Here is a 12,636-nt window from a genome sequence, read left to right as displayed (position 1 = left end):
GCAAAGACACTGGTATGGCTTCAATACGGGTTGGTATCCATCGCGGCCTGGCGGCCCCGGCAGCGGCATTGGTTCATGGGCTCGCGGCTTGCGCGCTGGCATGGGCTCCGGCATCCGCCGCCAAAGTCGACGAGGAATACGACGCGCTGATCATCCAAGCGCGCCAGGGCATCTACGACCCCGCGCTGGCCATGCTGCGCCAGCGCGTCAGCCTGAACCCGCAGGACTTGCGCGCCATCGTCGACTTGATCGTGATCGCCGGCCGGGCAGGGCGCAGCGCCGAAGTCATTGAAGTCTATGAATCTCTTGCGCTGGCGCGGCCGCTGCCGGCCGAGGCGCTGGCCACCGTTGCGCGCGCCTATCGCGACGAGAAACAGTGGAACCAGGCGCTGCTGGTGTTCCGCAAGGGCGCGCGCCCCTATCCTGAAGACGATGCATTCGTGCTGGGCGAGACGATGGTGCTGGCCGACGCCGGCGAAATTGCCGAGGCCATCGAGCTGGGTCGCAAGCTTGTGGCGCAGGCTCCGCGCAATGTAGACCGCAGGCTCGCGCTGGGGTACGCCTATGCAAGAGGCCAGCAGCATTTCGCAGCACTGGAACAGGTAGACCGCGCCTATCAGCTCGCGCCCCAGCGCGCCTACGTAGTGCGGGCCTATGTGTTTGCGTTGCAGCGCGCGCGCATGGCCGAGGCGGCATTGCGGGTGGCGCGCGGCCGGGCAGACTTGTTCACGCCGGCCCAGATGCGCCGCCTGGAGGGCGATTACGCGGCTGAACTCGTGCGCATTGCGGGCTTGAACGCGCGGGGCGAAGCGGCGCGCCTGGACGTTGCCCACCGGGCAGTGGCGTTGCTGGATGCGCAGATCGAGGCATGGACGGCGCTTGGCGACGAAGCCAGGGGCGACGTGCAGCGCGCGCGCATCGACCGCCTGCGCGCGTTGTACATCAGCGAACGCATGCAGGATATTGTGGACGAGTACGAACGCCTGCAGGCCGAGCAGGTGCCCGTGCCCCGCTACGTGCTCAACGATGTGGGCAACGCCTACCTGTACCTGCGCCAGCCGGAGGCTGCGGCGACGCTGTTTGCCGGCGCGATGGAAGATCCCGAGGTCGCCTCGGATGAACCAGGGGATTGGCTGGCCAGCCACACGGGCCTGTTTTATTCGCTGGCCGAGGCCGAACGCCGAGACGAGGCGCAGGCCATCATCGAGCAGGCCCAGACCGACAATGCGCCGTGGCTGTATTACAAGGGCCAGGAAGAGCGCATGCCCAACGACCTGCATCTTGAAGCCTTGCGGGTCGGCGCGCAAGGGCGTCTGATGGCGGGCGACACCCGGCAGGCGCAGGAAACCTACGACGAGATGGTCAGGCTCGCGCCCAACAACGCCGGGCTGCGCGCGGCGCGCGCCGACGCGCTGCTGGCCCGGCAGCGGCCTCGCGAAGCCGAAGTGGAATTGAAACTTGCCGAAACCCTGGCGCCGCGCAATCTTTCAGTAGAGGTGGGGCAGGCCTACACGGCGCTGGAGTTGCAGGAATGGCGCCAGGCCCGCCTGCTCAGCGCGGACGTCACGGCCCGGTTTCCCGATAACGCCGCGGTGCGGCAACTGGCCCGCGCCATCGAGGTGCACGATAAGGCCGAGCTGCTGGTGTCGGGCGCGCGCGGCATCGCAAATGACAGCGCGGTGGCCGGAGACGGAGAAACCGCCATAGAAACGGTGCTGTACTCGCCGCCCATTTCGGAAGACTGGCGGGCCTTCGTCGGCGCCGGCTATGCCACGGGCAAGTTCGAAGAAGGCACAGGCCGGTACCGCTGGGCGCGCAGCGGCGTGCAGTGGCGAGTGCGTGACGTGACGGTGCAGGCCGAGGCCTCGGCCAACAACTATGGCTTCGGCACCAAGCCGGGCCTGCGCCTGGAAGGCGCGCTGGACCTGGATGACAGCTGGCAAGTGGGCGCAGGTGTCGACTGGCGATCGCGCGCCACCCCCTTGCGGGCATTGACCAACAACATTTCAGCCAACAGCGTGGAAGCGTTTGTCCGCTGGCGCGCCGACGAACAGCGCGAATGGACCCTGTCGGCGACGGGCATGCATTTCAGTGACGGCAATGACCGGTTCAGCATCGGCGTGCTGGGCCGCGAGCGCCTGTACACCGCCCCCAAGCTGGCGGTGGACCTGGGCATGGACGTGTCGGTGTCGCGCAATACGCGCAGCGACACGCCGTACTTCAACCCGCGCGCCGACCTGACGGTACTGCCCAGCTTGCAGGTGACACACCTGCTGCACCGCCGCTACGAGTCTGCCTGGACCCAGACGGCCGGCCTGGGCGTGGGACTTTATTCCCAGCGCGACCACGGCACCGGGGGCATTGTGGCGCTGAGCTACGGCCAGCGCTGGCAGGTGAACGATGCGTTGGCGCTGGGAGCCACGGCCACGGGCATCAGCCGTCCGTATGACGGCGACCGCGAACGCGAAGTGCGCCTCGTCTTCGACCTTTCCTTCCGGTTCTAGCGGGGCAATCATGCGATTCCATTATTTGCGATGGTGGGCGGTGTTCCTGGCAATGAGCGCGCTGTGCGCCTGCGCGCGCGACATACCGGTGTTTGTGCCGCCCGACGACCGGCCCGTCTCTCGCGCCGACCAGCCATGGCCGACCAATCAGTTTGTCGTGCTGGGGTATCACGACGTCGAGGACAGCGACCCGGACCAGCGGTTTCTCAGCGTGCGCACGGACCGGCTGGTGCAGCAATTCACCTGGCTGCGCGAAAACGGCTACCAGCCCGTGTCGCTGGCGCAGATCATGACTGCGCGCGACGGCGGAGCCCCTTTGCCGGAGAAGGCCGTGCTGTTGACGTTTGACGATGGGTATCGCAGTTCGCTGACACGCGTGCTGCCGATATTGCGCGCGTTCAACTGGCCGGCCGTGGTGGCGCCCGTGGGCAAATGGATGGACACCCCGCAGGGTCAGCCCGTCGATTTCGGCGGCCAGCCGGTGGAACGCGAGCGCTTCCTGAACTGGAGCGATGTGACCGAGCTGTCCAGATCGGGGCTGGTCGAGATCGCCGCCCACACTAACGATCTGCATTTCGGCGCGCTGGCCAATCCGCAGGGCAATACCGAGCCTGCCGCCGCCATCCGCCTGTATGACGCGGATACGCAGACCTATGAATCCGAGACCGCCCATCGCGCCCGACTGGACCGCGATATCGCGGCGGTCACCCGCAAGATCAATCGCGCCGCGGGCACGCCGCCCCGCGCCTGGGTATGGCCGTACGGTGCGGAAAGCGGCACGGGGCTCAGCATCGCCAGCGAGCATGGCTATCAGATGGGCATGACGCTGGAAGACGGGCCGGCGCATGTACAGGGCCTGATGTCCACCCCCCGCCTGCTGATCGCCAGCGACCCGATTACATCGTCGTTCGCCAATTCCGTGGTCGGCATCGAAGCGTATCCGTTGATGCGGGTGGCCCACGTCGATATTGATTATGTATATGACCCGGATCCGGAACAGGCGGACCGCAACCTGGGCGAGCTGGTGCAGCGCATACGCGATATGCAGATCAATACCGTATTCCTGCAGGCGTTCGCGGATCCGCAGGGCGACGGGCTGGCGCGCGAGCTGTACTTTCCGAACCGGTGGCTGCCGGTCAGGGCGGACATGTTCAATCGCGTGGCATGGCAGCTGCGCAACCGCGCGCACGTGCAGGTGTACGCCTGGCTGCCGGTGCTGAGCTTCGACCTGGATCCCGACCTGCCGCGCGTGACGCGATGGGACGCGCAGACCGGCTCCGTAGCGCCCGACCCCGAGCAATACCGGCGTCTGTCGCCGTTTGACGCGACGGCGCGCCAGCGCATCATCGAGATCTACCAGGACTTGTCGCGCCAGGCCGTGTTCGACGGCATCCTGTTCCATGACGATGCCTTGCTGACAGATTTCGAAGACGCCGGCCCCGACGCGCTGGCGGCCTACCAGGCCGCCGGCCTGCCGGCCAGCATCGCCGAGATCCGCGCCGACCCGGACGCCATGCAGCGATGGACGCGATTCAAGAGCCGCCATCTGGTCGATTTCACACTTGAACTGGCCCAAGAGGTGAAAGCCATCCGCGGGCCGCATATCCTGACCGCCCGCAACCTGTTTGCCGGGCCTATCGTCGACCCCGGCAGCGAGGCATGGTTTGCGCAGAACCTGGACGACTTCCTGGCCGCTTACGACTGGACCGCGCCCATGGCCATGCCGCTGATGGAAGACGTGCCCGAAGGCCAGGAACTGGCGTGGCTGGATCGCGTAGTCGATACCGTCGCCCTGCGGCCCGGCGCGCTGCGGCGCACCGTGTTCGAGCTGCAGGCCCGCGACTGGCGCAGGGCGCCCGATGGGGCCGAAAGCACGCCGGTGGACACTGAAGTGCTGGCGCAATGGATGCGGCGCCTGCAGCTTCGGGGCGCGCGCAACTTCGGCTACTACCCCGACGATTTCGTGCAGAACCACCCGGTGCTGGAAGAGATCCGGCCCGCCATCTCTGACTCCTGGTACCCATTGCGATGATAGAACGACTGATAGCCTTTCTGGCCCTGTGCCTGGTCACCGGGCTGCCGGTGGGATTCGCACTGGCCCTGACCAGCGAAGTGCTGCTGGAATTCATCTTCCTGTATCCCCTTTTCATGTCCATCGTGTGGATGACCGGTGGCATCTATTTCTGGCTGCAATGGGAGCGACACTGGCCCTGGGGGCCGGGCACCCCGCCTCCGGAGCTGCCCGGCCATCCGCTGGTATCGGTGCTGGTGCCGTGTTTCAACGAAGCCGACCATGGCGCACAGACGTTGCTGGCCGTGCTGAACCAGCGGTATCGCAAGATCGAGGTCATTGCCATCAACGATGGATCCAGTGACGCCACGGGCGCGATGCTCAATGCGCTGGCGCTGGAGCACGACCGGTTGCGCGTCATTCACCTGGCCGCCAACCAGGGCAAGGCGATGGCGCTGCGCGTGGGGGCGCTGAGCGCGCGCGGCGAATACCTGGTGTGCATAGACGGCGATGCCCTGCTCGACCCCGATGCGGTGGCGTATCTGGTCGCTCCATTGGTTCGCTATCCGCGCGTGGGTGCGGTAACCGGCAATCCAAGGGTGCGCACGCGCTCGACGCTGATCGGCCGGATACAGGTGGGCGAGTTCTCTTCCATCATCGGCCTGATCAAGCGGGCGCAGCGCGTGTACGGCCAGGTCTTCACGGTGTCCGGCGCGGTGGCCGCGTTCCGGCGGTCGGCTCTGGACAGGGTAGGGTACTGGAGCCTGGACATGGTCACCGAAGACATCGATATCAGCTGGAAACTGCAGCGCGACCACTGGTCGGTGTTCTACGAACCCCGGGCGCTGTGCTGGATTCTCATGCCCGAGACGCTGGCCGGCCTCTGGAAGCAGCGCCTGCGCTGGGCGCGCGGGGGCGCCGAAGTGTTTCTCAAGAATGTCACGGGCATCTGGCGCTGGGAGAACCGTCGCATGTGGGCAATGATGGCCGAGTACTGCCTGTCCACGTTCTGGGCATTCGCGTTTGCTTTTTTTACCGTCATCGGCCTGCTGGGGTTGTGGCTGCCGATGCCGCAGGCGCTGGCAGTGGCCAGTTTCATGCCGCCCGCTTTCACGGGGATGGTGCTGGCCATCGTATGCCTGCTGCAGTTTGTCATCAGCCTGCTGGTAGACAGGCGCTACGAACCCGGCTTGCCGCGCGAGCTGTTCTGGGTGATCTGGTACCCGTTCATCTTCTGGATGATCAACCTGTTCACTACCGTTGTGAGCTTCCCCAAAGTCATGCTGATGATCCGGCGTCGCCGCGCGCGATGGGTGAGCCCGGATCGCGGCATCAAGGCACCTACATCATGATCCTACGCACCCAACGTTCATTCCTTGCCCTGTGCGTCGATCGCACATTGACCATCCTTGCCTGGATAGGATTCTGCTACCTGATTGCCGGAGGAGTGGCCGCCGTGCTGCTCGAAGGCCCCGATGCAGGGCCGTCCGACGCCTGGGCCAGGCTGCTGCCCACCCTGGATACGCTGCTGGCCTATGTGGCCGGTGCGCTGGTCGCCAGCGCCGTGCTGGTTGGCTGGGCGCGCTATAACCGCATGCGTTACGGCAGGCTGTGCCGCCGCGCCGCCGGCGGTGAGCTGCATGACTGGCACTGCCTGCTTGCCTTCTGCGCCTCGCCCGCGCAATTGAAGCAACTGCAGGAGTGTCCGCTGGGCATCGTGCACCATGACCCGGACGGGCTGGTCAGCGCCGTCGAGGCGCCCGGCGCGCGGCTGGTGCTGGTATCCGACGCCGCCTAGCGGGCAGCCGCCCGCTCACGTCGCGCTGAGCCAGTGCAACACGCCGTCGTCGTCGACGGCGCCGCGCATGCCGGTGCGGTAGGCCCGCTTGCCTTTGTAGGTGAACAGGCGGTCGCGCGTCAGTTGCCCGGCGTTGATGTAGCCGCGCATGACGTGGTTGCCGCCGAAGCAGACTTCGTCGTCCTGCACGAACACGTGCGTGTCGCGCAATCCGCTGCCCAGCGGACAGAGGCCGGCGCGCTGCGCAGGCAGCCCATCGTCCAGCGGCCCCCAGGTCGCCAGGCCGGCCAGTTCGGCGCATCCGAACGTATTGATGATGCGTGCGCGGGGAAACCGCAGCCGCAGTTCGGCGAACTGGCGCCAGCTTGCCGGCTCGCAGGCCAGGACCAGCGTATCGAGCCCGGGCAGCCGGTCGCCGCTGATTTCGGGATACGCCAGTTGGCCGCACAGAAATGCCGGGGTGGCGCCGAGCACCGTCACGCCATGCGTCTGCAGATAATGCGCCAGCCCCGCGCCTGTGGCGTCCTGCCCCGATGGCGACGTTACATGCGTGCCGCCCAGCTCCATCGCGCCCACCAGCGTCATCAGTGAAAAGCTATGGTCGCAGGGCAGGCACGCCATGAACACCGGCGAGCGCGCGAAGCCTGCCCCGTGACGCAGCCAGTTGGCCAACAGTGCCATGCCTTCGCGCCCGATCTGCACGCCCAGTGGGTCGCCGCCGGCTGGCGTGGTGAACAAGATGCTGGCCAGGCCCGCTTCCCGCAACGGCGCGGTCTCGGTCAGCCCGACAATGAACCGGTCTTCCAGGGGGTCGTAGATCAGCGACGAACGGGCGATGTCGATCCGATGGCGGATCCAGTACACGCTGTCGCGGCAGTCCAGCGGCACGTACGGGATGCCCAGCGCCACGCAGCCCAGTACCGCGGTGACAAACGATGGCTGGTCGCAGCCCAGTATGGCCAGGGACTTGTCGGCGCGCACGCCGGCACTGCGCGCGCGCCGCATCCAGTCCCAGGTGGCCGCGCGCAGCGACTGCCAGCTCAGGGCCCCGTTCGGGCTGGCCACCGCGGTCAGGCCGGCGGCATGCCGCATGTGGGTGAACGTTCCGGTCTTGAAGTCGAAGCGCATAGACGCACGGCATCCGGGGCTTGCTCGACTGCCGAGTCATGCACGCTCGGGGTCTTGCATGATGCGCATCAGCACGCGATTGCGGCCGGCCTGTTTGGCGGCGTAAAGCGTGTTGTCGGCCGCCGAGTACAGTTGCTGCGCCGTTATGCCGCAGCGCGCGGGCGCCGGGTGCCATGCCACGCCAAAGGTGGCGCTCAACAGCGAACCCGGCGTACCGGGATGCGGTATCTTCATCGCGCTGATGGCCGCCTGGCATTTCAGCGCAAATTCCTCGGCATGGGCCGGCGTGGCCGCCCGCAACAGGGCGCCGAACTCGTCCCCGCCGAAACGGAACAGCCGGTCCGACTCGCGGCGCAACAGCGCCTTGACGGCCGTTCCCGCGGCGCGCAGCGCGGCATCGCCCATCGGATGGCCGAACGCGTCGTTATAGGCCTTGAAATGATCGATATCGAACAGGCACAGCGCCACCGCCGCCGCGCGCGGCAGCGGTGATGGCGGCGTGTGCACCAGCGCCGCGAAGCTCGCCGAGAAGTGGCGCCGGTTGTATACGCAAGTCAGCTCGTCGGTGATGCTCAGGCGCTGCAGCCGGCGGTTCTGGGACTCGAGCTGCCGGATGCGGGCCAGCATCGCGGCGCTGGACGCATCGCCCGCAGCGGCCGCGCCGGCGGTCAAGTGTCCGCGCGGTCCGGCGGCCCGCGGCATGTCGCCGGCCGCAAGCAGGGCGGTCTGCGGTGAAAACAGGAAAGGTTCGTGTCGCGGTTGATGGTTCATGGTGTCCCTGCAGCGTGTAGAGCGATTGAGGGCGCCGCGTCGGATGCTGTCCCGCAGCGTGGGCAGGCGCGCCGGGCCGCGTGCTGCCGGCCGGGTTCGGCGAGTAGGTAGTGTGGGTCCACGCCTAGGCGCGGACTTTTTCCGGAAGAGAAATTCCTTTGCTTGCGCGCACTTTTTCAGGCGTTGCCGTCTTGTGGCTGCGCAGGCGGCTCGTCCCTGGGTTCCCCCAGGGCCAGCCTTTCCAGGCGCGCCAGGTCCAGCGCTTGCAGGGCCGCCCGGATTTCGCCGTAGTAGTGGCTATAGTCGGGCTGTGCCCGCTCGGCTTGCGACATCCATTCTTCAATGTCGGTAAGCCGCCCGTCGCGCACCAGCATCGCGAGTTCCAGCCGCGCCGCCACCGGGGGGAGGCTGATGCGCGCAAGCGATGCGTCGCTATCGTCGAGTGGGCCCGTGCCGGCAATGGACGCCACGAGCGTGCCGTCTGTTTCTCGCAGTTCGATTGCGAAGCTGAATTCGCTGCCTTTTCCCGGCGCGCTGTCCACCGCCAGCGTGCCGCCCATGCTTTCCACGATCCGCTCGGATATGAGCAGCCCCAGTCCCGCGCCGCCTTGGGTCTGCTCAAGCTGCGTGAATGCGTCGAATATCCTGTCCTGGTCGGCGGGCTCGATGCCGATGCCTTCGTCCCTGACGCCGAACCGCATGCGCCAACGCGGCATGTCGGGAATTTTTTCCGCCTGCACGAGCAGGCGCACAGTGCCTTGGGACGAGTATTTCACGGCATTGGAAAGCAGATTCAACAGCACCTGTTGCAGCCGCTTGCCGTCAACCTCGACGCGCGCCGGCAGCAGTTCCGGGGCCTCGAGCGCGAACTGGTGGCGCCCGGAATGAACCAGCGCGCGGGCATAGGAAGCTATGGCGTCCAGCAGGGCCGGCAGGTCGGTGTCCCGGGGTTGCAAATACAAGGGCGCGAGTTCTGCCTTGGTGTAATCGAGTACGTCATCGATCAATGAAAGCTGGTAATCGACAGAGCGTTCGATGGCATCCAGATAGTCTGGCCGGGCCGGGGCCTTGTTGCCGCGCATCAGGCGTACATACCCCATGATGGTGGCCAGCGGAGCCCGCAGGTCGTGGGCGAGATAACCCAGGCTTTCGATCGTGCGGCTGGCCTGGTCCTTGAGGCGTTCTTGCTCCGGATCGCGGGCAGGCGCCGTTTCGGCCCCGGTTTCGGCCGCCGGGTCGTAGGGCGGCGTCGCATGCGTTGCGGCTGGCTCGGGATCCGGGGAAGGCAGGGACGGTCGCTCGCCGCCCAGGTACCGCAGCCATAAGCCCAGCGCGCCCAGGTTGGCCAGGGCGCTGGCCAGGTATTCGGGTTCCACTTTGGAATGCGGCCATTGCGCAGCGGCCGGTTGCGGCAGGAGCATGGCGACGCCATCCAGGCGCAGCAGCAGTTGCGCGCATGCCGCCAGTGCCGTAAAGCCCAGAGGCGTGGCCAGCGGCGTCACGTCGCGTAGTCTCAGGCTGAACAGGGCAAGGCTGGCGCAAGCGCCCGCCGCAAGCAGCAAGGCCAGCTGGGTGGCGGTGTGGGGCAACCATAACGCGCAGGCGTTCAACGCGATGATGCCCATGGCCACCACCGCGGCGACGCGCGCATTGGCGTGCAGCGCCGGGTTGCGCGCGGCCACGCTGCATATCAGTCCGGTGGCGGCTGTCGCCAGGGCGACGCCAGCCAGCGTCTCGGCGGCTGGCGCCAGCAGCCAGCGCACTGGCAGCCGGCCTGCAACGGCGGGGTGCGCCAAAGTGAACTGCAGGAACAGCGCCGCCCCGGCGGCCAATGTCAGCCAGGCATATGTGCGAGCCCGGTACAGGACCGCGCGCACGCCGGCCAGGCACGCCAGCGTCAGGAACGCGCCCGTCAATATGCCGTGCGCCATCACCAGTGCGTGCAGCGTTTCCACCGAGCCCGCTGCCTGGGCCGAGGCCGGTGTGGTGCTGTCCAGCGCAATCTGCGCTGTGTTTGCCGGGCCGGCCGGGTAGCCCCGGCTCATGACGTTTCGGTCCGGGAGCGGGTGTGCAGCGGGCCGGGCGGCATCGGGTCGGCGCTGTCGATACGCTGCGCAAGCCTGCGCCGGTACTCCGTAGGGGTAGCGCCGGTTTTCTTGCGAAAGGCCGTGGCGAAGTTGGCCGGACTCGAAAACCCGGTTTCGGCGGCGATGTCGGTGATGCTCAGGGTGGTGTCATCCAGCAGCACCTGCGCCATCCTCAGGCGCTCGTCGCGCAGATACTCGTAGACGGTCTTGCCGAGCACTTTCCTGAAGGCCTGGGACAGCCGCTTTTCGTAGGTGCCGACCTTTCGCGCAAGATCAGGCAGGTGCGGGGGCGCCGCCAGGCAATGCGCCAGGTAGCTGGTCGCCGCATGGACGATGACCTGCTCGGCGCTGAGTCTGGGGCGTGCCGCCGGAGCGGCCGGCCCGTCTGCCGCCGACGCAGCCGCAGCGGCTGGCGGCATCGCGCGGGGGCGGGCGCGCTTGAGGTGTATATGGATGCGCGCCAGCACTTCCGAGGGATCGAAGGGCTTCAACACGAAGTCCACGCCCCCGTTGCGCAAGCCGCTCAGGCGTTCGTCCATGCTGCGCGCGGCCGACAGAAAGAATATGGGAATCTGCGCGGTGGCCGGGTTGTGCTGCAGCAGCCTGCACGCGGTGAATCCGTCGGTGTGCGGCATGCGCAGATCCATGATGATCAGGTCGGGCGCCACTGCCACCGCACGCTTGTACCCCTGGTTGCCGTCGAACGCCAACGTGATGCGGAAGTTCTCCCCCCGCAGCAATTCAACCAGGAGCTTTAATTCGTCCGGATTATCGTCCACGATAAGTATGTGGTAACGAGCGTTTGCAGAGCAGATCATTTTCCGTGTCCCAGTAGCCGGATGCTTCAAGCGCCCGCTACGATTGCACGCTTTGAATGCTTCTCTTAATCACTATGTGCGGTGCCTTGGCACGAGTGCGCATAAATTCCGCAGGACGGGGCCGGGTCGCGCCTGGCGACGGTGAGCGCAAAAAAGAAAAGGGTCAGCCGCATGTTGCGGCTGACGGTAATGCCCACTCTTAGCGATTCCAGAAGTAGGATCGCTACGCGAGGGGCTGTAAGTGATCCAGATTGTCCCAGTAAGATTGGGACGGCCATTTGTAACGCACGATCCTGTTGAACCGTTCGACGTAGGCATTCTGTTGCCGCTCGCCCGGTGCATATATTGGAGCTTTACGCTCCCAGCTTCGGCCCACTCGATAATTGCCGCGCCCAGGTACTTGGGTCCGTTATCGCACCGAATGGCTAAGGGCTTGCCCCGCTAACCAATGATCTGCTGCGAGCCATCAGCGATACGTCTGTGACGTTGAATAACGAGGGTTTGGTGGCGGTGCTTATATTGTGACACCGCACCTTTCCGAGCGGGAAAAATGGGGCGAATCAGCCAGTTTATTTAATTGGCGGCATTACCTACGGCTGGCTGTCCGTGGTCGATCCACACTGCGTACAGAAAATCTGCTACATCTTCGCCTGACAGATTGCCTGCGGCAAGATGCACCATTACTTCTTCTAATTCTGGCGATCGCGGTACCTCAATGCCCTGCCCATATAGATAGGTGAGCGCGCAGGTAAGAGCGGTTCTCTTGTTCGCATCATTAAAGACGTGGCCTCGGGCGATTGCCTCGGCATATAGGCCGGCAATACCAAACACGTCATTTAACTCAGCGTATTGCGCGTGCATCTCGACGCGAAACAACGCAGCTTCTACTGCGCCGGCACCACCGCCAGCCAGACCGGGCAAGCCTCCCAGTTCGGCGATGATTTCGTCATGTACAGCGATGACGAACTGGGGGTCAAGCAATTAGCGATCCCTGAGAGCTACAAGTACATCACGGTGAGTCTTAATCACCGCCTTGGCATCGGTAACCACACGTTGCTTATTTGTCGTCGCAGGCACCGGCTTGATCTTTGCGCGTTCGGTCAGTTTGTAGCCGTACAGCTTCCCACCTTGAGACACTTTCATTTGAGCCATGTGAATCTCCGCCCGTTCGTACGGGTACCCATAACTATACAACGACGGCCGCGCGTTGTTGCGGCATTTTCGCTAGCAACGTCATAGTAGATTTAGCTGCCCTTATAGGGGGAAGGCCACGATACCTCTTGTTCCCGCGGGTATTTATTGTTAGTGGCCGCTATCGCGAAACCGCTGATTCTATTGGTCGGGGCGGCGGGATTCGAACTCGCGACCCTCTGCTCCCAAAGCAGATGCGCTACCAGGCTGCGCTACGCCCCGACGTGCCGCTGGCTGTAACCAGCAGCGGGGAGGCATTGTACCCCAGGCGCGGGGCACCGTCCGGAAGGCTGGCCGGTGGGGGCGCCAAATTCTGATACAAGCGCCC

General features: G+C 65.5%; 11 protein-coding genes and 1 tRNA gene. 4 read left to right on the top strand and 8 right to left on the bottom strand.

Going from position 1 to position 12,636, the window contains the following annotated elements:
* Positions 1-14: 14 nt before the first annotated feature.
* From pgaA to pgaD, 4 genes are read left to right on the top strand one after another with little or no spacing between them, the layout of a single operon-like run.
* Complete coding sequence (pgaA, locus tag CAL18_RS12845; RefSeq protein ID WP_038852399.1) at positions 15-2,504, top strand: poly-beta-1,6 N-acetyl-D-glucosamine export porin PgaA; 2,490 nt, start codon at positions 15-17, stop codon at positions 2,502-2,504.
* Positions 2,505-2,514: 10 nt separating this feature from the next.
* Positions 2,515-4,536: a poly-beta-1,6-N-acetyl-D-glucosamine N-deacetylase PgaB gene (gene pgaB / locus CAL18_RS12840; RefSeq protein ID WP_038852400.1), complete on the top strand. Its 2,022-nt coding sequence runs from the start codon at positions 2,515-2,517 to the stop codon at positions 4,534-4,536.
* The gene (gene pgaC, locus CAL18_RS12835; RefSeq protein WP_094818009.1) at positions 4,533-5,867 is read left to right on the top strand and encodes a poly-beta-1,6-N-acetyl-D-glucosamine synthase; all 1,335 of its coding nucleotides are present in this window, start codon (positions 4,533-4,535) and stop codon (positions 5,865-5,867) included. Before pgaB ends, pgaC begins: the two co-directional genes overlap by 4 nt.
* Positions 5,864-6,313 carry a poly-beta-1,6-N-acetyl-D-glucosamine biosynthesis protein PgaD gene (gene pgaD / locus CAL18_RS12830; RefSeq protein ID WP_051423797.1) on the top strand — a complete coding sequence of 150 codons (450 nt, stop codon included), beginning with the start codon at positions 5,864-5,866 and terminating at the stop codon, positions 6,311-6,313. The genes pgaC and pgaD overlap by 4 nt, the downstream gene beginning before the upstream one ends.
* A gap of 15 nt (positions 6,314-6,328) precedes the next feature.
* On the opposite strand, the gene CAL18_RS12825 is transcribed toward pgaD, so the two are convergent.
* The 8 genes from CAL18_RS12825 to CAL18_RS12795 all read right to left on the bottom strand — a co-directional run bounded on the left by CAL18_RS12825 (position 6,329) and on the right by CAL18_RS12795 (position 12,530).
* Entirely contained in the window at positions 6,329-7,441 is a 1,113-nt protein-coding gene (locus CAL18_RS12825) for an AMP-binding protein (RefSeq protein WP_026640090.1), read from the bottom strand.
* Positions 7,442-7,477: 36 nt separating this feature from the next.
* Entirely contained in the window at positions 7,478-8,212 is a 735-nt protein-coding gene (locus tag CAL18_RS12820; RefSeq protein ID WP_094797011.1) for a GGDEF domain-containing protein, read from the bottom strand.
* Between the two features lie 176 nt (positions 8,213-8,388).
* On the bottom strand, positions 8,389-10,257 hold the full coding sequence (locus CAL18_RS12815) for a sensor histidine kinase (protein ID WP_094818008.1): 1,869 nt from the start codon (positions 10,255-10,257) through the stop codon (positions 8,389-8,391).
* On the bottom strand, positions 10,254-11,117 hold the full coding sequence (locus CAL18_RS12810) for a response regulator transcription factor (RefSeq protein ID WP_051423800.1): 864 nt from the start codon (positions 11,115-11,117) through the stop codon (positions 10,254-10,256). Before CAL18_RS12810 ends, CAL18_RS12815 begins: the two co-directional genes overlap by 4 nt.
* 223 nt (positions 11,118-11,340) lie before the next feature.
* Positions 11,341-11,493, bottom strand: coding sequence for an integrase core domain-containing protein (locus CAL18_RS20035; protein ID WP_094797009.1), 153 nt, complete (start codon positions 11,491-11,493; stop codon positions 11,341-11,343).
* A 197-nt stretch (positions 11,494-11,690) separates the two neighbouring features.
* On the bottom strand, positions 11,691-12,098 hold the full coding sequence (locus tag CAL18_RS12800; RefSeq protein ID WP_094797008.1) for a type II toxin-antitoxin system death-on-curing family toxin: 408 nt from the start codon (positions 12,096-12,098) through the stop codon (positions 11,691-11,693).
* Complete coding sequence (locus CAL18_RS19745; RefSeq protein WP_170940346.1) at positions 12,099-12,269, bottom strand: hypothetical protein; 171 nt, start codon at positions 12,267-12,269, stop codon at positions 12,099-12,101.
* Positions 12,270-12,453: 184 nt separating this feature from the next.
* Positions 12,454-12,530 (bottom strand) — tRNA-Pro (locus CAL18_RS12795).
* Positions 12,531-12,636 lie beyond the last annotated feature (106 nt).

It is taken from the genome of Bordetella genomosp. 7 (assembly GCF_002261415.1).
Classification (GTDB): domain Bacteria; phylum Pseudomonadota; class Gammaproteobacteria; order Burkholderiales; family Burkholderiaceae_B; genus Bordetella_A.
This window is presented reverse-complemented; position numbering and strand designations above follow the sequence as displayed.

What these genes read in the sequence shown, in the direction of transcription:
- pgaA (WP_038852399.1), top strand. Translation starts at nt 15, where the DNA reads ATGGCTTCAATACGGGTTGGTATCCATCGCGGCCTGGCGGCCCCGGCA.
- pgaB (WP_038852400.1), top strand. Translation starts at nt 2,515, where the DNA reads ATGCGATTCCATTATTTGCGATGGTGGGCGGTGTTCCTGGCAATGAGC.
- pgaC (WP_094818009.1), top strand. Translation starts at nt 4,533, where the DNA reads ATGATAGAACGACTGATAGCCTTTCTGGCCCTGTGCCTGGTCACCGGG.
- pgaD (WP_051423797.1), top strand. Translation starts at nt 5,864, where the DNA reads ATGATCCTACGCACCCAACGTTCATTCCTTGCCCTGTGCGTCGATCGC.
- CAL18_RS12825 (WP_026640090.1), bottom strand. Translation starts at nt 7,441, where the DNA reads ATGCGCTTCGACTTCAAGACCGGAACGTTCACCCACATGCGGCATGCC.
- CAL18_RS12820 (WP_094797011.1), bottom strand. Translation starts at nt 8,212, where the DNA reads ATGAACCATCAACCGCGACACGAACCTTTCCTGTTTTCACCGCAGACC.
- CAL18_RS12815 (WP_094818008.1), bottom strand. Translation starts at nt 10,257, where the DNA reads ATGAGCCGGGGCTACCCGGCCGGCCCGGCAAACACAGCGCAGATTGCG.
- CAL18_RS12810 (WP_051423800.1), bottom strand. Translation starts at nt 11,117, where the DNA reads ATGATCTGCTCTGCAAACGCTCGTTACCACATACTTATCGTGGACGAT.
- CAL18_RS19745 (WP_170940346.1), bottom strand. Translation starts at nt 12,269, where the DNA reads ATGGCTCAAATGAAAGTGTCTCAAGGTGGGAAGCTGTACGGCTACAAA.